Annotated in this window: 24 protein-coding genes; 13 read left to right on the plus strand and 11 right to left on the minus strand. The window is 62.6% G+C overall.

What is annotated here, in order from left to right; translation table 11 throughout:
• The 9 genes from EN955_RS14060 to EN955_RS14100 all read right to left on the minus strand — a co-directional run.
• The coding region (locus EN955_RS14060; protein WP_164769877.1) for a histone deacetylase family protein at positions 1 to 856 on the minus strand (856 nt) is incomplete at its 3' end.
• Positions 853 to 1,365, minus strand: a complete 513-nt coding sequence (locus EN955_RS14065; protein ID WP_013532101.1) for a GNAT family N-acetyltransferase — start codon at positions 1,363 to 1,365, stop codon at positions 853 to 855. The genes EN955_RS14065 and EN955_RS14060, both read right to left, overlap by 4 nt.
• A gap of 25 nt (positions 1,366 to 1,390) precedes the next feature.
• Positions 1,391 to 2,320 (minus strand): 3-keto-5-aminohexanoate cleavage protein, encoded by a 930-nt coding sequence (locus tag EN955_RS14070; RefSeq protein WP_013532100.1) that lies wholly within the window; start codon positions 2,318 to 2,320, stop codon positions 1,391 to 1,393.
• A gap of 3 nt (positions 2,321 to 2,323) precedes the next feature.
• Positions 2,324 to 3,709, minus strand: coding sequence for an aspartate aminotransferase family protein (locus EN955_RS14075; RefSeq protein WP_024504351.1), 1,386 nt, complete (start codon positions 3,707 to 3,709; stop codon positions 2,324 to 2,326).
• Between the two features lies 1 nt (position 3,710).
• Positions 3,711 to 5,354 carry a N,N-dimethylformamidase beta subunit family domain-containing protein gene (locus tag EN955_RS14080; RefSeq protein WP_024504352.1) on the minus strand — a complete coding sequence of 548 codons (1,644 nt, stop codon included), beginning with the start codon at positions 5,352 to 5,354 and terminating at the stop codon, positions 3,711 to 3,713.
• A gap of 8 nt (positions 5,355 to 5,362) precedes the next feature.
• Positions 5,363 to 6,127 carry an amino acid ABC transporter ATP-binding protein gene (locus EN955_RS14085; RefSeq protein WP_013532097.1) on the minus strand — a complete coding sequence of 255 codons (765 nt, stop codon included), beginning with the start codon at positions 6,125 to 6,127 and terminating at the stop codon, positions 5,363 to 5,365.
• Positions 6,124 to 6,783, minus strand: coding sequence for an amino acid ABC transporter permease (locus EN955_RS14090; protein WP_013532096.1), 660 nt, complete (start codon positions 6,781 to 6,783; stop codon positions 6,124 to 6,126). The genes EN955_RS14085 and EN955_RS14090 overlap by 4 nt, the downstream gene beginning before the upstream one ends.
• A gap of 12 nt (positions 6,784 to 6,795) precedes the next feature.
• Positions 6,796 to 7,443, minus strand: a complete 648-nt coding sequence (locus EN955_RS14095; RefSeq protein ID WP_024504353.1) for an amino acid ABC transporter permease — start codon at positions 7,441 to 7,443, stop codon at positions 6,796 to 6,798.
• 64 nt (positions 7,444 to 7,507) lie between these two features.
• Positions 7,508 to 8,290, minus strand: coding sequence for an ABC transporter substrate-binding protein (locus EN955_RS14100; RefSeq protein ID WP_024504354.1), 783 nt, complete (start codon positions 8,288 to 8,290; stop codon positions 7,508 to 7,510).
• Positions 8,291 to 8,425: 135 nt separating this feature from the next.
• On the opposite strand from EN955_RS14100, the gene EN955_RS14105 reads away from it, so the two are divergent.
• The gene (locus tag EN955_RS14105) at positions 8,426 to 9,385 is read left to right on the plus strand and encodes a LysR family transcriptional regulator (RefSeq protein WP_013532093.1); all 960 of its coding nucleotides are present in this window, start codon (positions 8,426 to 8,428) and stop codon (positions 9,383 to 9,385) included.
• A gap of 15 nt (positions 9,386 to 9,400) precedes the next feature.
• On the opposite strand, the gene EN955_RS14110 is transcribed toward EN955_RS14105, so the two are convergent.
• Positions 9,401 to 9,817, minus strand: coding sequence for an acyl-CoA thioesterase (locus tag EN955_RS14110; RefSeq protein WP_024504355.1), 417 nt, complete (start codon positions 9,815 to 9,817; stop codon positions 9,401 to 9,403).
• Between the two features lie 197 nt (positions 9,818 to 10,014).
• Here EN955_RS14110 and EN955_RS14115 point away from each other — a divergent pair, with 197 nt between their 5' ends.
• From EN955_RS14115 to EN955_RS14165, 10 genes are all read left to right on the plus strand, one after another.
• Complete coding sequence (locus EN955_RS14115) at positions 10,015 to 10,263, plus strand: ParB N-terminal domain-containing protein (RefSeq protein WP_013532091.1); 249 nt, start codon at positions 10,015 to 10,017, stop codon at positions 10,261 to 10,263.
• Between the two features lie 199 nt (positions 10,264 to 10,462).
• On the plus strand, positions 10,463 to 10,948 hold the full coding sequence (locus EN955_RS14120; RefSeq protein ID WP_024504356.1) for an SRPBCC family protein: 486 nt from the start codon (positions 10,463 to 10,465) through the stop codon (positions 10,946 to 10,948).
• Between the two features lie 40 nt (positions 10,949 to 10,988).
• Complete coding sequence (locus EN955_RS14125) at positions 10,989 to 11,945, plus strand: alpha/beta hydrolase (RefSeq protein WP_024504357.1); 957 nt, start codon at positions 10,989 to 10,991, stop codon at positions 11,943 to 11,945.
• A gap of 187 nt (positions 11,946 to 12,132) precedes the next feature.
• Positions 12,133 to 12,531 carry a GFA family protein gene (locus tag EN955_RS14130; RefSeq protein ID WP_013532088.1) on the plus strand — a complete coding sequence of 133 codons (399 nt, stop codon included), beginning with the start codon at positions 12,133 to 12,135 and terminating at the stop codon, positions 12,529 to 12,531.
• 185 nt (positions 12,532 to 12,716) lie between these two features.
• The gene (locus EN955_RS14135) at positions 12,717 to 12,914 is read left to right on the plus strand and encodes a hypothetical protein (RefSeq protein ID WP_013532087.1); all 198 of its coding nucleotides are present in this window, start codon (positions 12,717 to 12,719) and stop codon (positions 12,912 to 12,914) included.
• Between the two features lie 188 nt (positions 12,915 to 13,102).
• Positions 13,103 to 13,975: an undecaprenyl-diphosphate phosphatase gene (locus EN955_RS14140; RefSeq protein WP_013532086.1), complete on the plus strand. Its 873-nt coding sequence runs from the start codon at positions 13,103 to 13,105 to the stop codon at positions 13,973 to 13,975.
• 71 nt (positions 13,976 to 14,046) lie between these two features.
• On the plus strand, positions 14,047 to 14,835 hold the full coding sequence (locus EN955_RS14145; RefSeq protein WP_013532085.1) for a phosphodiester glycosidase family protein: 789 nt from the start codon (positions 14,047 to 14,049) through the stop codon (positions 14,833 to 14,835).
• Positions 14,836 to 14,983: 148 nt separating this feature from the next.
• Positions 14,984 to 16,081, plus strand: coding sequence for a GH25 family lysozyme (locus EN955_RS14150; protein ID WP_024504358.1), 1,098 nt, complete (start codon positions 14,984 to 14,986; stop codon positions 16,079 to 16,081).
• A gap of 226 nt (positions 16,082 to 16,307) precedes the next feature.
• Positions 16,308 to 16,916, plus strand: a complete 609-nt coding sequence (locus EN955_RS14160; RefSeq protein ID WP_024504360.1) for a class I SAM-dependent methyltransferase — start codon at positions 16,308 to 16,310, stop codon at positions 16,914 to 16,916.
• A gap of 116 nt (positions 16,917 to 17,032) precedes the next feature.
• Entirely contained in the window at positions 17,033 to 17,998 is a 966-nt protein-coding gene (locus EN955_RS14165; RefSeq protein ID WP_024504361.1) for a DUF3592 domain-containing protein, read from the plus strand.
• A 14-nt stretch (positions 17,999 to 18,012) separates the two neighbouring features.
• Here the strand turns inward: EN955_RS14165 and EN955_RS14170 are convergent, their stop codons facing one another.
• Positions 18,013 to 18,372, minus strand: a complete 360-nt coding sequence (locus tag EN955_RS14170) for a hypothetical protein (RefSeq protein ID WP_024504362.1) — start codon at positions 18,370 to 18,372, stop codon at positions 18,013 to 18,015.
• Between the two features lie 164 nt (positions 18,373 to 18,536).
• On the opposite strand from EN955_RS14170, the gene EN955_RS14175 reads away from it, so the two are divergent.
• Complete coding sequence (locus EN955_RS14175) at positions 18,537 to 19,058, plus strand: hypothetical protein (protein ID WP_024504363.1); 522 nt, start codon at positions 18,537 to 18,539, stop codon at positions 19,056 to 19,058.
• The gene (locus EN955_RS14180) at positions 19,051 to 19,668 is read left to right on the plus strand and encodes a hypothetical protein (protein ID WP_024504364.1); all 618 of its coding nucleotides are present in this window, start codon (positions 19,051 to 19,053) and stop codon (positions 19,666 to 19,668) included. The genes EN955_RS14175 and EN955_RS14180 overlap by 8 nt, the downstream gene beginning before the upstream one ends.
• Positions 19,669 to 19,681 lie beyond the last annotated feature (13 nt).

Below are 19,681 nucleotides of genomic sequence, written 5' to 3' on the forward strand. Positions count from 1 at the left end.
CCTCGAACGCGTCGAGGCCGAGCGCCACAACGAGCGCGTCGGGCGAAAAGGCACGGATACGCTGGAAGGCCACCTCGAGCGCTTCGAGAAACGCCGCGTCCGCGGATTTGCGCGGCAGCGGCAGGTTGAAATTATAGCCGAGGCCGGGCCCTTCGCCGCGCTCGTCGGCATGACCCCAGAAGAACGGATAGAAGCGCACCGGATCGGCGTGCAGCGAGACGGTCAGCACATCCGGCCGTGCATAGAAGATGCCTTGCGTGCCGTTGCCGTGATGCAGGTCGACATCGAGGATCGCCACCCGTGCGGCTTGTTTGCGCAGAACCTGCGCCGCGACGGCCGAATTGTTGATGAAACAGAAGCCGCCGGCGACATCGGCAAAGGCATGGTGGCCGGGCGGGCGGCACAGCGCGTAGGCGGCCGGCGCGCCTGATATCACCGCCTCGGCGGCTTCGACCGCGCTCCAGGCGCTCCACAGCGCGCTCTGCCATGTTTCGCCCGAGATCGGGCAAGCCGTGTCGGCCATGTGATAGCCGGCCTGGCCGACCGCCGAGGCCGGATAGGAGCCATTGCGCGCAATCGGATGGATGTTCGGGATCACTTCGGCCGAAGCGCCCTCGATGCGCTGCCAGCGCGCGTAGATATGCTCGAGGAAATCCAGATATTCCGGCGTGTGCACCGCCGCGGCCGGGCCGAGCCCATGATCCCGAGGTCGCTCGATCGTGCAACCCGCAGATAGTGCGCCGACTAACAATCTCTCGATGCGCTCCGGCTTTTCCGGATTGGGCTGTGCCGCGCCGCTCGAAAGAAAGGCCCTGGGGTCGTGGCGCTTCTGTTCCTCGGCATAGAAGGCTTTCATTCCTGATCCCCGTTTTCCGGCGCGTCGGCGAAAGCAAAGAAGGCCTCGCCGATGATTTTTTGGGTCTGTTCGTAGCTCGACCAGGCGATGCCCAGCCTCTCGTAGAAGGCCTTGGCCCCTTCATTGTCGGTGTCGACGGACAGCCGGAGATAGACGCCGCCTTCCTTCCGGCACTGCGCCGCAACACGCCGCAGCAGCCGCTCGCCGATCTTGCGGCCGCGAAAACGATCCTCGACATAGAGGTCCTGCACATAGACGCCAGGCCGCCCCATCCATGTCGAAAAGATCGGGAAATGCAGGCAAAGGCCGGCAAACTCGCCGCCCACTTCGGCGATCAGGGTGGAGAAAGCGGGCTTTTCACCAAAGCCGTAGGTGCGCAAATCATCTGCTGTCGAAATGATCTCCTCCGGCGCACCGATATGCGTGCCGAGTTTCAGGATCGCGGCGTGGATGGTTTCGACATCTTCCACTCGGCCGGGGCGGAGGCGGATTTTGGGCGAGGCAATCATTGCAGGTTCATCTCAGATCAGCATCTCAAAACGCCACCCGGTCGCCGCCCTTGAGCGCCAGCATGTCGCGCGCTTCGGTGGGCGTTGCAACCTCCAGCGACAGCCCGTCGAGAATGCCACGGATACGGCGCACTTGATCGGCATTGGATTTCGCCAGCTGGCGGCCGTCATAGAGACTGTCCTCCAGCCCGACACGGACATTGCCGCCCATGGCTGCTGCAATTGAGATCAGCGGCATCTGCTGGCGGCCGGCGGCGAGCACCGAGAACTGGTAGCTGTCGCCGAACAATTTGTCGGCGATCCGCTTCATGTGGACGAGATTGTCCGGGTCGGCGCCGATGCCGCCCAATATGCCAAGGACGAATTGGATGAACAGCGGTCCCGACACCAACCCCCGATCGCGAAAATGCGCCAGCGAATAGAGATGGCCGACATCATAGCATTCGAATTCGAAGCGCGTGCCGCAGCCCTTTCCCAGTCTTTCCAGCACCGCTTCCATATCGGCGAAGGTGTTCTTGAAGATCGTGTCGCGGGTGGCTTCCAGCAGCTTGGGTTCCCATTCGTGCTGCCATTCCCTCGGCTTGTCGAGCATCGGGAACAGCGCGAAATTCATCGAACCCATGTTGAGCGAGCACATTTCGGGTTCGGCCCGCAAAGGGGCTGCCAGCCGCTGGTCCAGCGTCATCAGCGACGAGCCGCCGGTGGTGATGTTGATCACTGCATCGGTCGCCTGCTTGATGCGCGGCAGGAACTGCATGTAGACGTCCGGATCGGCGGTCGGGCGGCCATCTCTGGGGTCGCGGGCGTGCAGATGCAGGATCGAGGCGCCGGCTTCCGCCGCCGCGATCGCGTCTGCGGCGATCTGGTCCGGCGTCACCGGCAGATAGGGCGACATGGACGGCGTGTGCACCGAGCCGGTGACGGCGCAGGTGATGATGACTTTTCGCGGTGCCATTTCTTACCCCTGGCCTCCGACCGGCAGGTCGAGCTCGGCGGCCAGAACCTCCAGCGAGTCACCGATGATGGAGATGATCTCGCCGACCTGCTCGGCCGTGACGATCATCGGTGGCGCGACCATGAAATTGTCGCCGTCGACGCCGCCCTTGACCCTGCGGCCATAGATGATCAGCCCGCGTTCATAGGCGAGGTCGAGCAGCCGCTGCGTGGCTTTCTTGTTCTGGTCGATCGGTTTTAGGGTCTCGGGATCGGCGACCATCTGGGCGCCGGTGAGCAGGCCCTTGCCACGCACGTCGGCAAGGAACGGAAACCGCTTCGCCAGGCCTTTAAGCCCGTCCATCAGCACGTCGCCCATGGCTGCCGCATTGGCGATCAGGTCGAGCCGGTCCATTTCGCCGAGCACAGCCAGGCCGGCGGCACAGGCCAGCGGATTGCCGGCATAGGTGTGGCCGTGCTGGAAGCCGCCGGAGGCGAGCAACGGCTGCACCAGCCGCATCGGTGCGGCGAGTGCGCCAAGCGGCGCATATCCGGAGCCCAGCCCCTTCGACAAGGCGACGATGTCTGGCTTGCAGTTCCAGTGATCGCCGCCGAGGAATTTGCCGGTGCGGCCGGCACCGCTCATGACTTCGTCGTGGATGAGCAGGATGCCGTAGCGGTCGCAGATCTCGCGGATGCGTGGATAATAACTGTCCGGGGCCACCAGCGCCGCGGTCGCCGCACCGCCGATCGGCTCCATGATGAAGGCAACCACGCTGTCTGGACCTTCCGCAAGAATCTTCTCCTCCAGCATGTCGGCATAGCGGATGCCGCGCTGCTCAATCGAGAGATTGTCGCGGTCGCGCCAGGCATTCGGCGCCGGCACGGTTGGCATCACCCGCATCATCGGCTCGAACGTTTCGGCCAGCGCATCGTCGCCGGTGATCGAGAGCGAACCCAACGTGCCACCATGATAGGAGGGGAAACGCGTGATCACCTTCCAGCGGCTGGCCTGGCCGGTGGCGACCGCCCATTGCCGCGCCAGCTTGATGCAGGATTCCGTCGCCTCCGAGCCACCGGAGACGAAGAAGATGCGGTCCATGCCCTCCGGCAGCTTGCCGGCCAACTCCCGCGCCAACTCCTCCGCCGGCTCGTTCTCGAAATGCAGCCGATAGGCGAAGGTGGCGCGGTCCATCTGCCGCTTCATGGCGTCGAGCACATTGCGATTGGAATGGCCGATATTGGCCACCATCGGGCCGCTCGAGCCATCGATGAAGCAGCGGCCGTCCTGCGTCCACATGTAGATGCCTTCGGCGCGGTCGATCAGCGGCCGGCGTAGGCTGGACAGATAGAACAGATGCGAGTCTCGCCGGGCTTCGGTTTCTTGAACGGCGGATTGGACTTTCGACATGTCAGGGCTTTCCGAGGTAACGATCGAGGACATTTTTCGTGACGCGTTCGACCATCGGGTCCTGTCTTAGCAGGCCGGCGACCCATTCGCAGCTTCCGGCATGGAACACCTCGCCCTTGCCGCGCGGGAAATTGACGATCATGCCGTTGCCGCGTTTGACCTTTTCCAGATTGGCGTCGCTCGCCTCGCCAAACAACGTTTCGGCGGTGAAGCGGCCGTCTTCGTCGGTGAGGAACTGGTCCTCGATCGGGATATCGGCGCTTTCCTCGACCTGGGATGCCATGCCGACGGCGAGAACCTGCAGGCCATCTGGCGCGCCGCTGGTCGCAGTCGGGTAGGGCAGGCCGCCGCGTATCTCGAAGTCGAGCCCGTCGACCTCATAGCCATAGACATGGCTGTCGGCGCCCAGCAGGTCGCCATAGTAGATGCCGGTGCCGGCGAAGGCCCAATGCTCGGGCCGGTAGACCGGGAAACCACGCACGCCGCGCGGTGCACAGCCGCCCCAGCCGGCATAGACACCGCGCGTCGCGTTGAGCCCGAAGGTCGCCGAACCCGGCCGGCCAATTTCCGGCGCCTCCCAGGAATTGGTGGCACGGGTGACGTCGCCGTCTGGGAGATAGGCCGGATCTTCGGCACGCGAGCGATATTTGTAGCAGACCTGCCGGCGGCCCTCGTCTTCGAACCGCGTCTGCCACATGAAATTGCCGGCAAAGCGCGCTGCATGGCCACCGCGCTCGACATAGGCGTCGACGGCATCGCGCATTTCCCAGGTCCAGTATTCGTCATGGCCGACGAACACGGCGCAGTCATAGACGTCGAGAATTTCCGGCGAAAAATGCAGATCATGCTGGCTGGCGAGATCGACGCCATAGCCGGCCTGTTCGGCGAAGCGGAAAAAATGGCTGTCGTAGCTGGCCCAGCCGGACGAAGCGTATTTCTTCGAATGGCCGGTGGCGAGCGCCCACTCCATGTGCGGATAGCGCGGCACGGTCTTCGGCGGCACAGCGACCTCCAGCGGCACACGCGGCGCATCCTTGGGCAGCACGACGAAGCCACGGCACCAGGGGCGCTGCGTCGAGACGATGGGCGAATACTGGTTGCGATCCGGCCCGGTGATGCCCTGATAGTGGTTGGAGCCGCCCCAGGTGTTGTAGGCCAGCCATGTGCCTGTCGCCGCCACCTGGAGCACGCGGCCAGGTTTGCGGCCCGGCTGCGGGCAGACGATGAAAATATGGTGGCATTGGATCGGCTTGCCGTCGAGCCCGTCGGCGGTCAGCGTGACCCGATAGGCGCCGGACGGCCAGCCCGCTCCGACGCGAAATTCGAAGGATGGGTCCCAACCGCAGCCTTCAGCCGAACACTGGTCGGGTGTGTCCTGCCAGCGTGCCGCGATGCCCGATTTCTCGAATACTTTGTTTTCGCTGCCGCCATCTCGGGTGATTGTGATGCCGAACGTCGCAGCTGTCGAACTGACATGCAAAGCCACCGTTTCGCCGGCGCGATAGGAAAACCGGTCGCTGTAGCACCAGATCTCGCCGCGCTCGCCATCCATGCCTGGCCACTCGTAATAGTGGCCGCGCACCGCGTGGCGGCGCTGCTCCGGCGTCAGTCCGAAATCGGGGAATTCCGTGTTTGGGCTGGTCATGGTCATCCTCAGGCGGAAAGATATTTCTTGAGGAAGCTGCGCGTGCGGTCCTTCTGCGGCGCGCGGAACATGTCGCCGGGCGGGCCTTCCTCGACGATCACGCCGCCATCCATGAACAGCACCCTGTCGGCCACTTCGCCGGCAAAGCGCATCTCATGCGTTACGATGAGCATGGTCATGTGTTCGGCGGCAAGCTGTTTCATCACCGCGTTGACCTCGTCGACCAGTTCCGGATCGAGCGCCGAGGTGGCTTCGTCGAACAGCATCACCTTGGGCTGCATCGCCAGCGCACGGGCAATGGCCACACGCTGCTTCTGGCCGCCCGAAAGCCGCGAGGGGTAGGCGTCGATCTTGTCGGCGAGCCCGACCTTGGACAAGAGGCTATGCGCCAGCGCATGCGCGTCACTTTTGGTCATGCCTTTTAGGATGATCGGTCCCATGGAAATGTTCTCGATCACGGTCAGATGCGGGAACAGATTGAAGTGCTGAAACACCATGCCCATCTGCTGGCGCACCTTGTTGATGTGCCGCTCGAAGGCATGGCCGTGCAGCTTCTGGTTGACCTGCACGCCGTCGAGCCAGACTTCACCGGAGTCCAGGGATTCCAAATGGTTGATGGAGCGCAGCAGCGTGCTCTTGCCGGAGCCACTCGGGCCGATGATGGCGACGATCTGCCCGCGATCGACCGACAGGCCTATGCCTTTGAGGACCTCGACGGCGCCAAACGATTTGCGCGCGCCGCGAACCTCGACCATTGGCCGCTGCGTGCTCATCGGGAAACCTCCACATGTCTTTCAAACCGACGCAAAGCCGCCTCGAGCACAAGATTGAGAATGTAATAAAGCGCCGCTGCGGTGATGTAGAACTCGAACGGGCGGAACGTTTCGCTGATCGCCAGCTGGGCCGAATGGACCAACTCGGCGATGCCGATGACCGAGACGATCGAGGATTCCTTCAACAGCGCGATCAGATTACCGCCGATCGGTGGTGCCGTGTTGCGGATGGCTTGCGGTATCACGACATGGCGCAGCGTCTGCCACTTGCCGAAGCCGATGCTGCGCGCACCCTCCGTCTGGCCGACATCGACGGCCACGATGCCGGCGCGGATGATGTCGGCATTGTAGACGGCAAAGTGCAGGCCGAGCCCAACAATGCCGGCGGCAAGGGCAGGAATGTCGATGCCGATCTGCACCAGGCCGAAATAGATCAGGAACAGCTGCAACAGCAGCGGCGTGCCCATGAACACCCACATGAGCGCGCGCACGGGATAGGCAACGATCTTAGGGGCGTAGAGCACGATGACCGCGAACAGGATGCCGCCGACGAAGCTGAGTGCGCCCGCCGAGACCGTCAGCACCGCCGTCCACCAGGCACCAATCAACAGAAGGTCCCAGTAGGGCGCGACGACGGTGAAATCCAAACCTTGCATCGTGCTCTCCGGTCAGACGATGGCGAAGCGTTTGTCGAGCAGGTCGACGATCCGCGCAACCGCGTAGACCATGATCATGTAGAGCAGGGCTGCAACGCCGAATATCTCGAACGGCTTGTAGGTGGAGCCGATGAAGCGCTGGGCGGTGTAGGTCAGTTCGACGACTGAAATGGTCGACACAAGTGCTGATCCCTTCAACAAAGCAACCGTATTGACCCCGAGCGGCCGGATCATCAGCCGTGCGGCCTGCGGCAGCACGACCTTGCGCAAGGTCTGGAAACGGCTGAAGCCTATTGTGCGGGCGGCCTCCGTCTGGCCCCTGTCGACCGCGACCAGCGCACCACGGATCGATTCCGCCATATAGGCGCCGATGTTGAGACCGAGGCCGATAACGCCGGCGGCGAACGGCTCCAGATTGATGCCGATCTGCGGGCCGCCGAAATAGAGCACGAAGAGCTGGATCAGGCACGGCGTGCCGCGAAACAGGCTGACATAGAGCGTGCCGATGGTCCGCAGGATTGCCGATTTCGACATCTTGGCGGCCGCGGCCAATGAAGCAGCCGCGAGGCCCAGGATCAGGGCCAACACCGTGATCTCGATCGTCACCAAGGCGGCCTCCACGAAGAACGGGAAGACGCGCTGCATCAAGGAGAAATCCATGAAAGGGTCCAGCAGGAGTAACGCTCGGCTTCAGGCGGCTTTGCTCGCCTGAAGCCAGGAGAGATCAGCGGATGTCGCTGCCGACCCACTTCATCGAGATCTTTTCGTAGCTGCCGTCCGCCAGCATGTCGTCCAGCGCCTTCTGCATCGCAGCCTTGAGCTCCGGATTGTCCTTGCGGATGGCGATGCCGATGGCAACAGCGCCGCCTTCGATATCGGGCGTGTTGAGCTTGCGGACCTTCTCGCCCGTCTCCTTGACGGCAACCATGACCGGAATGTTGTCGACGACTATCGCGTCGACGCGGCCGGCCCTCAGCTCCAGCAGCAGTTCCGGCAGGCCCTTGTAGGTACGGATATCCCAGCCGCCCTTTTCGCGCGCCCATTTCTCATGCGTCTCGCCCAGCGTCACGCCAATGGTCTTGCCCTTGAGGTCGTCGAGGCTCTGCACTTTCGACTGCTCGCTGACGAAAACGGCGCGGCCGGCGTGGTAGTAAGGCCCGACGAAATCGACCACCTTTTCACGCTCAGGCGTGATCGTCATCGAGCCAACGACGGTGTCGTATTTGTTGGCGAGCAGGCCGGCAATGATGCCGTCCCAGGCCGTGGTGATGATGGTGCCCTTGACACCGATGCGCTCGGCGATGGCCTTGCCGATATCGGCGTCGAAACCGACGACTTCATTCTGGTCGTTGACGAAGTTGAAGGGCGGATACTGACCGCTCATGGAAATCTTCAGCTCGCCCGCCGCCTTGATCTTTTCGAGGTCGTCGGCCCTGGCCGAAACGGCAGTGAAGGTCGACGCAAGCAGCAGGGCCGCAACGGCGATGCCGGAAAATACTCTGTTCATCTGATTTCCTCTCCTCTGGATGGCGCGCAAGGTTTGTTCTTGGGAGGCGTGCAGACGCTTTCCTGTCATCAATGATTGCCTTTGCGGTATCATTGCGCAAATAGATAATGGGAATAGAGAGCATAGATATCAGGAATGGCACTTCCACGCCCCGAACGGCTGGTCTGGGATCTCGACTGGAACCTTCTGCGGACATTCGTCGTCATCGCGGAGGTGAAGGGCATCACGCGAGCTGCGGAGCGACTGAACCTCAAGCAACCCAGCGTCAGCAATGCTCTGCGGCGACTGGAGGACCGGGTGGGCCGGCGTCTGGTCGAGCGCGACGCGACGCGCTTCGAACTGACCGAGGTCGGGCGGCTTCTCTATGAGCAGAGCGTCGAGGTGTTCGGCACCATATCGCAGTTGCCGCTGCTGATGCGCGGCATCAGCGACGATGTTACCGGCCATGTGATGATCGCGACGGCAAGCCATGTCGTCTCGCCGCTCTTTGATCAGGCGCTGTCCGAGTTCCACAGCAACTACCCGCACGCCAGCATCACCATTTCAGTCGCAGCAAGCACCGAAGTCGCCAAGCAGGTGAGGGAGCGGCGTGCTTCCTTCGGCATCTGCCTGGTCAGCCAGCGCGATCCGGCGCTGGAATATGCGATGGTCTACCGCGAGTTCTTCGGCTTCTTCTGTGGGCCGCAGCACAGGCTTTACGGGCAAACCGGGCTGACGCTGACCGATCTCCGGGGCGAGCCCTCGGTATCGTTCCAGACCGACCACATCTCGGATGCGTTGCGGCCGGTCGCGCTGTTGCGCAGCGAGGCCCGGCTCAACGCCGATGTCGTCGGCGTGTCCTCGAGCCTGGAAGAGGTGCGGCGCATGATCGTCGCCGGGTTGGGCATTGGGCCGCTGCCGCTGCACGTCGCGCGGCGGGATGTGGCGGATGGAATGCTGTGGCGGCTGCCGCCCTATGACGCGCCGCCGGCCATCGACATCTTCCTGCTGGTCAATCCGGACAAGGTGATGAACCGCGCCGAGAAGGCGCTGCTGTCAGGGCTGCAGACGCTGATTGCCGACACGCCCCTCGAGGACCGCATCTACATAGGCTGACGGGCGGAGACAGGCTTATTCGATCAGGAAGGCCGAAGAGCGGTCGCGCATCGGCTCGTCCAGAGCGACCGAGGCGCGCGCGGCAAGGTCGAAGCGCACGCTTGTCGTCCGGCTCGATGCGCGGACAATGCCGTCGAGCGAGCCCAACATCACCTGTTCGAAGGTGATGGAGGTGCGGCCGATCTTCACGACATGCGAGCGGATGGTGATGAGCGCACCGGCTTTCGTTTCATGCCGATAGTCGATTTCGGTGCGCACGTCGGCCCATCCGATCTGCGACGCCTGGTTGTCGTCCTGTCCGGCGATATGGCCGAGAAGCTGGAAGCTGGCATCATCGAACATCGCCGCGTAGTGACGCACATTCACGTGCCCCATCACATCGCACATCCAGGGATGAGCGACGCCGACAAAGGTGACGAGAGATTTGCTCATGGGGATTTGCTCCGTGGCCCTCGACGATCGCGCAGACGCAATATCGAAACGCGCGACGACAGGCAAACGATCTGCTGTCCCTGGCATCTTCGAACCGAGAATGGCCTTCGGACTTCGTATTCGTTAGCCGCACCCTTGGCCACCTCCATCAAACGGACTATCTCAGGGGTGGCGGCGTTTCCGCCACGGGGGTCGGCATGCTCAGAGTGCAAAAGGTCAAGGTCGACGAGATCTACGTGCCGACGGCGCGCAAGAAGACGCTGCATCCCGAGACCGTCCGCCATCTCGCCGAGGACATTCTGGAAAACGGCATGAAGACGCCGATCCAGGTCCGCCATGACGGCAAGCGCCACATCCTCGTCGAAGGCCTGCACCGGCTGGAAGCGGCAAAGTGGCTCGGCGAGACCGAGATCGAGGCCTATCTGGTGCAAGCCAAGCGCCACTGAGGCTTTGGCCCATCGATCACTTCGTCATCCTCGGGTCTCCGCGACGGAGCTGCGTTCCTGCTCCGCCCGTGGATGACGAAGGTGAGTGACGCCTCGGGTCAATCGAAACGGTGTCGCAAAATTTTCGCTGGCCGATGTCGGCTTGCGGTTCATCGGCTCGTCCTTGGGACGGAAGCCAGATCAAACGCAGGACGCCATCATGACCACCAAGCTCGACATCGCCCCCACCAACGACCGCGAACTGGTTCTCGCCCGCATCATCGATGCGCCGCGCGAGAACGTCTATCGCTGCTGGACCGATCCGAAACTGATCACGCGCTGGTTCTCGCCAAAACCGTGGACGACGCCGCGCGCGGAGATGGATGTGCGCGCCGGTGGCTCGAGCCTTGTCGTCATGGCCAGCCCGGACGGCAACGAGTTCCCCAACCCAGGTGTCTTCCTCGAAGTCGTTGCCGGCAGGAAGATCGTCCTCACCGACGCCTACACTGAGGCTTGGCAGCCTTCGGAAAAGCCGTTCATGACCGTCGCGCTGACCTTCGAGGACGAGGGCAACGGCAAGACCCGCTACATCGCTCGGGTCAGGCACTGGAGCGTCGCCGACCGCGAACAGCATGAGAAGATGGGGTTCCACGAGGGCTGGGGACAGTGCGCCGACCAGCTCGAAGAACTCGCCAAAACGCTTTGATCCGCATAACGCCTTGATATCGACAGGAGAGGAGATCGATATGTTCAAAATCCTGTTTCTCGCCATTTTTGCTTCGGCCGCAGCACTGCTTGCCTGCCCGGGCATCACCAATGCAGAGGAGACAAAACCTGCCATGACGACTGAAACGAATGCACTGCCGAAGCCGGAAAAGTCCGGCCTTCTGACGATCAACGGCCTGAACTACTACTATGCAATCTATGGCAAGGGCGAGCCGCTGCTTCTGCTGCATGGTGGTCTTGGCACCACGGATATGTTCGCGCCGATCCTGCCGAAACTTGCCGAAAACCGCACCGTCATCGGCGTCGACCTGCAGGGTCACGGCCGCACCGCGCTGGGTGACCGACCATTCACCGTGGAGGCGATGGGCGACGACATGGCCGCCATCGTCAAGGCGCTCGGTTACAGCCAGGTCGATGTCATGGGCTATTCGCTGGGCGGCGGCGTCGCCTTCCGCATGGCCGTCCAGCATCCCGAAGCGGTGCGCCGCCTCGTCCTGGTATCGACCGGCTACGCCACGGACGGCTTCTATGACGAGATGCGTCCGCAGCAGGCACAGGTGAGCGCAGCCGCGGCTGAGTTCATGAAGGACACGCCGATGTACAAATCCTACGTCGCGGTGGCGCCGCATCCGGAGGAGTTCCCGAAGCTCCTCGATGCGCTGGGCGGCTTCATGCGTCAGCACCGCGATTACTCGGCCGATGTCGCCAAGCTGAAAATGCCGGTCATGCTGGCCTATGGCGACAGCGATATGTACAAGCCCGAGCACGAGATCAAGTTCTACCAGATGCTCGGCGGCGGTCTGAAAGATGCGGGCTGGATGCGCGAGAACCTGTCGCAGAACCGACTGGCGATCCTGCCCAACCGCACCCATTACGACGTCTTCTTCGCCCCGGAGCTGACGGCCGCCGCGCTGCCGTTCCTAAACGGCCAGACCAAGGTCAAGACCTGGGACGAGGTCGTCGGCGAAATGGAGTGAACGCCAAAACCGCCGGCTGTTGGCGGGCAGCCGGCATTCCGTGGCTCCATGACGGCTTTCGGCGTCATGGCTTCATCCCAACTCGCATCAGCACAAGCGATGACATTGCATCAAAGCTTTTCAATTGACCCAATCGGCCCCGCCGATACGTTGCGCGCCTATTCTCTCCCACCAGTGGATCCAGACAATGGCAAGATATGAGGGCGGATGCCTGTGCAAGGCGGTGCGCTACCGCGCGGACGCGGCTCCCATCAACGAACGCGTCTGCCACTGCCGGCTTTGCCAGAAGGCGATCGGCGCCGCCTTCAACGCACGCGTGCTGTTTCGCATCGAGGACGTGACGATCGATGGGCCGCTGGCGACTATAGGCTCTTCACCGGATCTCAAGCGCGGCTTTTGCCCGAGCTGCGGCACAACGCTGTTCTCCCGACGTGATTCCGCAGGCATTATCGGCATCACCACCGGTTCGCTCGACGATCCCACGGTTTTCAAGCCGCAAATGCATATTTTCACGGCCTCGAAGCAGCCTTGGCTGGTGCTTGATGACGGCCTGCCGAAATACGAAGGCGCCCCTCCGCCAGGCTAATTTTTCCCTTCTCCCCTTGTTGTGGAAGAAGGTGGATCGACGCGCAGCGCCAGGGGAAGGGAAGAGCGCAAGCATGGCCAAAATTTAATCCAAATCGACACGAGATAGCCGGCAAAGCGTCATTGGCGAGCCATCTTTGTCGTCCTATTTAAGGGTCGCGGGTACGGCATTCGAGGAGACGACGGATGAACGACAGCATCAGCACCCTGGACGAGCTTTTGAGCGATCCGATGGTCCTGCTTGTGATGGAGCGCGATCGTGTGCGTCCCGAACAGGTGCGCATGCTGCTCGAACGGGCTCGCCGGCCTTCGACCGATGAGCCCGAAGTGCCGCCGGCGCATGTGATCGCCAGGACATGCCAGAAACTCTGGCTCTGCCCGTAGTCGCTTTGCGATTTTCCCTGTGTGCCTCAAGCCGGCCCCAAGGTGGGCCGGTTTCGAACGGCGTGCACCTCGGCGTGCCAGCTTACAAATCCGTAAATTGATTATCCGGCCCATGACGATAAGGCTTGCCCGGGATTGACCTTGGGTCGGTCCACCCAACTCCGATCTCTCATGCATGGAATTCGATTTTGGCCGATATCTGCACCCAAGGCCTCGACACGGGCTTCGTCGGCCTGGGGTTCGCCAAGGTGGCGTTCCTCGGCGTGGTGCAAGGCATCACGGAACTGCTGCCAATTTCCTCGACTGCCCATATGCGCATCGTGCCGGCCGTGCTCGGCTGGCAGGATCCTGGCTCCGCCTTCTCCGCCGCCATGCAGCTTGCGGCCCTTGCCGCGGTGGTCAGCTATTTCTGGAGCGACGTCAGGGATATCCTGTTTGGATCGCTCGACGCTCTGGCGCGACGCGATTTCGCCGACCGGCATTTCAAGCTGGCGCTCTGGATCGTGCTGGCGACGATCCCCATCGTCATCGCCGGCGTTGCGCTGTCGGGCCTGCTCAACGCCTGCAATTCGCCGCTGCGTAGCCTGACGGTGATCGGCTGGGCCTGCATCGCCATGGCTATCCTGCTGGCGCTGGCCGAGATCTTCGCCCGTCACCGGCGCAGCATGGGCGATGCGTCACTGACCGATGCGCTGCTCGTCGGTATCGCCCAGATCGGCGCGCTTGTCCCCGGCGTCTCGCGCTCGGGCTCGACCCTGACAGCGGCACTGGGGCTCGGTTTCAAGCGGGCCGAAGCGGCGCGCTTCTCGTTCCTGCTCGGGCTGCCTGCCATCGCGCTCGCCGGCCTCAAGGAACTCTGGGAACTGCACAAGGTCCATCTCGACGCCCATGGCTGGTCGGTGCTTGCTGTCGGGCTGGTCGTCGCGTCGATCTCCGCCTTCTTCGCCATATGGGGGCTGATGCGCGTGCTGGAGCGTTTCTCGGCTTGGCCGTTCGTCATCTATCGCGGCCTGCTCGGCATCGTCTTGTTGTCGAGCGTCGCCATGGGATGGCTCGTCTGAGGCAGTTCCACAGTATCGCTTGAAACGGGCTATATCCGTACCGGACCTCGAACTTCGATTCCGGTACGCACATGGATTTTTTGACCCTCCTGCAATCGGTGCCACTGTTGCTGGCGATGGCCAAGGGGGCGCTGCCGTCGGTGGCGGCGCTTGGCGCGTCGTTCGGCCAGTGGGTTGTCTCGCTGCCGCCATGCCGGGACTTCACCTTCGAGGCGACCAGCTATCTCGTTTGCGAGGTCGATCCGAAACGATATCAGCTCGAGCTGTTCTGGAAGGATGCGGCGGGCAAGCCGTTTCAGTCGCTGCACAATCTGCATGCCGCGCAACAGGCGATCGGGCGCACGATGCTGTTCGGCATCAATGCCGGCATGTATCACCCGAACCTCGCGCCGGTCGGTCTCTATGTCGAGCGCGGCCAGGAGATGGCGTCGGTGAAAACGGGTTCGGGAAGCGGCAACTTTTCCCTGCAGCCAAACGGCATTTTCTACATACGCGACGGCAGGGCCGCGGTCCGCGCCACCAGGGACTTCGTGAAGAGGCGCCCGACCGTCGACTATGCGACGCAATCGGGGCCGATGCTGGTGATCGACGGCAAGCTGCATCCGAAATTCCAGGCCGACGGCACTTCGCGGAAAACCCGCGACGGTGTCGGGGTGCGAAAGGATGGCGTCGCGGTCTTTGCGATTTCGAATGGCACGGTGACCTTCCATGCCTTCGCCCGGCTTTTCCGCGACGCGCTCGGTTGCGATAACGCGCTGTTCCTCGACGGCACGATATCCAGCCTGTTTGCGCCTGCCATCGGCCGCAAAGACGACTACTGGAATCTCGGGCCGATGATCGGCGTCTTCAGGAAATCCTGAGCCAGTTTCCACCGCGCTTACCCGCATGCGGTATGGCGAAAAAAACTTGATTCAAACTTTATTGGTAATTTCTCATTCATAACTGATCCGGTTTGTCCGTCGGCTGTCGTTTCGCCCTCGGTCTGTTGTGTTTTGAGTACAGGTCCAGATGCGGATTCCGGGCGTCGTCAGTTTTTTGATAGCATCGCTATGCCTTGCCGGCTGCTCGTCAACGGCCGGCGTCGATGCGCTGGATTTGCAGAAACCCTCCAACGAGACCACCAGTTCCGTGATCCGGCCGCCGGCACCGATCGCCGCTGCTCCGGCGGCAAGGGGCAACAGGGCGGCAAGGGCCGGACTGGCTCCCATGTCTGACAACGGTCCGGGGGAAAAAACGCGCCCGTTCGGCTTGGCGGAGGAGGAAGAGACGGGGATGTTTGCCGCACCTGATGCGCCTGATCCCCAAGTGCCTGATGTCGGCGGGCTGCCGGTCGAGCCGGCAGCCTTGGTGTCGCCGCCCAAGCTGTTGACGCGCGCGGCACCGGCCATGCTTGCCGGGCCGCTCACCCATTACGGTTTTCGCGACGCCAAGCCGATCAATTTCGGCAAGGGTTCGCCTCGCCGCCTTGCAGTGCACGGCGTCGACGTCTCGCGTTGGCAAGGCAACGTCAACTGGGACAAGCTGCGGGCGCAGGGCGCCAACTTCGCCTACATCAAGGCGACCGACGGTGGCGACCACCTCGATCCGATGTTCATGAAAAACTGGCGCAACGCCGACGCCGCCGGCTTGAAGCGCGGCGCCTACCATTTCTTCTACTGGTGCCGCACGGCGGGCGAGCAGGCGGACTGGTTCATCCGCAACGTGCCCAGGGTCGAAGGCGCGCTGCCGCCGGTGATCGACGTCGAGTGGAACGGCGAGTCCAGCTGCAAGCGGCGGCCGTCGCGCGAAAAGGTGCTGGAAAAGATGCAGGTGTTCATGGACAAGCTGGAGCGCTATTACGGCCAGCGGCCCATCATCTACACCGCGCCCGATTTCTACCGCGACAATCTCAGGGGCGAATTCCTCGACTATCCGTTTTGGCTGCGTGCGGTCGCTCAGCATCCGTCAAAGGTCTATCCCGGCCGCAAATGGCTGTTCTGGCAGTATTCCGGCTCCGGCCTGTCGCACGGCGTCACTGGCCGTATAGACCTCAATGTCTTCCATGGCGACGAACGGCAATGGCGCGCCTGGGCCGGCGGCCGGCAGACGGTAGCCGACGCCAACTGAGACAAGCTATCGGGCTTGGCGTCGTTCGCTTTCTCGGGTGTCCGCCGATCCTCGACCTCTTCGCCGCTCCCTTCAGGACCCGCTCACGCGGCCTGCTTGACCAGCGTGCGCTGTCGGACCATTTCAAGCGCGATATCGGACTGCTCGATGGACACGCTTCCGCCGGCAGCATTCGCTGAGGAAAGTGTCTGGCTCTTTGACCAACAAGGACGCATGGGAGGAAAAGATGGGTGTGTCATCGGAGGCTCTGGCACGGAGCCGTCAAACGATCAGCGCTTACGAGGATTATGCGGAACAATATGATGCCATCGTGCGCCATGTTCCCAACGAGAGGGAGCAGGCATCGCTCAAGCGCCTGGTGGCAATCGCCGGCACAGGCGGTCGGATTTTGGAAGTCGGGTCCGGAGCCGGATACGATGCGGATTTTCTGGAAAATTTGGGCGCCAAGGTTCGGCGCACCGACGCCACCAAGCGGTTTCTCGAGCTGCAGGCCGCGCGTGGTAAGCATGGCGAGTTGCTCGATCTCATCACCGATGATCTCGGCGGCCCCTACGACGCGGTCCTTGCCCTATGCGTCCTGATCCACGTGCCTCGCGACCAGACCGACCAGGTGCTTGCCAAGATAGCCGGGTCGCTGCGCCCGGGCGGCGCCTTCCTCGTCTCGATGCGCAATGGCGACGGCGAGACATCAGGCGAATATCACATGGTCTACTGGCGCAGGGACGACTTCGCCGCCCGTCTCGAAGGCGCCGGGCTGGTTCTCATCAGGGACGATTTCAACGTCGGCCGCAATAGCGAAGAATGGAACACGTTCCTGGCCGTGAATCCTGCATGACGCGGTGGGCTGTTGCCGTTTGCGCTGCTCAGCCTTTTCAGATTTGCGAAAATACCAGACATTGCCACCGCCATGCTGTCTATGTGCGGGTTGCTGCACTCCTGGGGGGAGACGAGTTGGAACTCAAGATCATGCTTGTCGGCTTTGCCTGCGTGGTCGCGGGCGCGCTGTCATTCATCACCTTCATGAAATGGCGAGAGGTGAAGGCACTCAGCCGCTGGCTGCCGACGCCGGGAAAGATCATCTCGTCGCGCGTCGAGGCACGCGAGGTCAGAAGCTCGGGCGTTGGTTCGGACAGCACTGATACCACCGAAATGCGCAATTTTCCGGCGATCACCTTCGAATACAAGGTTGGCGGCAAGAAATTTCAAAGCTCGCGCTACAGCGTGAAGGAGAACTTGGGGAATTTCGAAGTCACCGAAACCCTTGCCCAGTTTCCCCGCGGCGCGGAGGTGACTGTCTTCTACAATCCGGCCGATCCGAGCAAAGCCGTGATCGAGCGCACCATGCCCGAAGGCGCCTTCAAGTTCATGATCCAGCTCTCGGCCGGGCTGGTGGTCGGCGCGCTGGTTCTGGTGTTTTCCGTCGGCGGCGTCCTGGAGGCGATCAGGCCGCATTTGCCCAAGCCGCAGAACCTCGGCGCGGGAGCGCTGCTGCTGTTCATGGGCCTGTTTGCCTTGCGCATGGGCTTCGTCCAGAAATCGCTGGCCGAGCAGGCGGCAAAATGGCCGGTCACTGCCGGCCGCATCGATGCCTCGGGCCTGCAGGCGCTCCGAAACCATTCTGGCCATGGTCGCTGGCGCACCGTCTTCAAATCCCGCATCGTCTACTCCTATGACGTCGCCGGCCAGCGCTACAGCGCCGATCGTGTGACCTTCGGCGGAACCGTGACGGCTTCGTTGCCCGGCCTCGTCGGCGGCCAGGCACGGCAGTATGTCGAAGGCAGCAAGGTCGACGTCCACTATGACCCCGCCAACCCCGGCTCGGCGGTGCTGGAATGCCGGGTACGGGGGCTCTGGCTGTTATGGATCTGCTCGGCAGGCTTTCTCGGCGGCGCCGCCTTTCTGGTCGGCCTGGTCTGAGGCGCCGGACGCCTTCAACAGCGGACGAGCGGTCCGCTGTCGAAGCCAGGCCAGGTGAACCGCAGCGTGGCCCCATGCCCGACGATATGGATGACACGCGCGAACGGCTCCTCGATCGACGGGTCGGAACCGTAGCATTGGCTGGCATGCACCACCCAGCCGGTCGAGCTTTTGCGAAATGTCGCCTGCTCGCAGCCGAGATCGGGGAACGACAGCGACGCCTGGTCCACTGTGAACACAGTCTCGCGTTGGATGTCGGGAGCCGCGTGGCAGTTCAGCCTGCCGCTAGACCATGTCCCAACATAAGGCGGCGCCGCCAGCGCGGAGCCACCGGCGAATGCGGATATTGCCGTCGTCATCACCAAACGCCGCATCACCACTCCTTCGATCAGTGCGCTCGACCATACAGGCTGGTGGGATTTTGCGAGGACAAGTTTTGTCCAGGAGCGGACAAACGCCGCCGTTCCGGATTTTGCTATGCTTTTGCGCGGATGATGCGACTGTGCGGGCCGACTCAACGCTTTCCCAGAGACATTGGATGATCACCCGCATACTGGCCTTCTTCCTCCTGGGCCTGCTCGGCCCGATGCAGGCGGCCTTGGCAAAAGAATGCCTCCTGAGCCACGCCACCTATCAGGAGCCGCGCTCGGGTGCCGTCGTGCAATTCCGGCCGCTCGCCAACGAGCCGGCGGCGCTGACGGCCGAAGTGTTTTCGCTGGCCGTGCCCAACACCGGCACGAGCCTGCCCGCCGACATCACCTGGACCAACGGCAAGAATTCCTTCCCGCTCGGCACCATTCGCCACGCCTGCACCGACGACGCCCGGGAAGGCGGCCTGCAGGACGGTAGCGGATTGTGCAGGCTATGGGAGGGCCAGGTCTATGCCTTGACCGGCGGCGCCGCCGAGCAGTTGAATTCGCGCGAAGCGACACCGGCGCCGAGAGGGCTGCTCTTGCCCGGTTTCGGCGTGGCTTTCACCGAAGGAGCCGATTTCGCCAATGCCAATCCAGGCGGTTCGGCCTGGGACGCCTTCATTTTAACAGGATGCAGCCATGAATAGCGTGCGATCGACCATCTGGGCCAGTGCCCTGCTTGCATCCGCGACGATACCAGCCATGGCGGACGAGCCGGCGCCGTCGCGCCCGCCCATCGACAAATGCGCCTGGGAAAAATTGTCTGACAAAACTGTCGGGCTGGCCGCCTGGACGCAGCGCTGCGATTTCGGCTTCCGCCAGATCCATTTCGAATTCGCCGGCAAAGCGCTCGCCATCAAATACAGCGACGGCGGCGCGGCTGACCCTCTTGTCGAGGTCTTTGACATCAAGCCTGACGAAACCGCCGAGGCTGCGTTGCAGCGCCTGTTCCTGGAAAAGACCGACAAGGCCGTCAGCGCCCGCTGTGTGCTGGCGTCTTACACCGAGGGCACGGTACTCGCCGGCGTCAAACGCTACACATTCAGCCCCGACGCCGCCTATGCGAAAGAGCTGAAAGCACTTGCCAGCTCCGACGAGATTCCCGAACCGCCCTGCGGCGACTGGGGTGAAATGCCTGACGGCATGCAGTATTTCGAGGTGCCCGCGGGTGAGGGGTACAGCCTGCTTTTTGTGCGCATCGGCCAGGACGAGCCATTGTTTGACGAGCAGACGCTACGCGTCTTGCCGAGGGGGTGAGAAGCGCTTTCTC

The organism is Mesorhizobium sp. M7A.F.Ca.CA.001.04.2.1 (assembly GCF_003998485.1).
Taxonomy (GTDB): Bacteria; Pseudomonadota; Alphaproteobacteria; order Rhizobiales; family Rhizobiaceae; genus Mesorhizobium; species Mesorhizobium ciceri.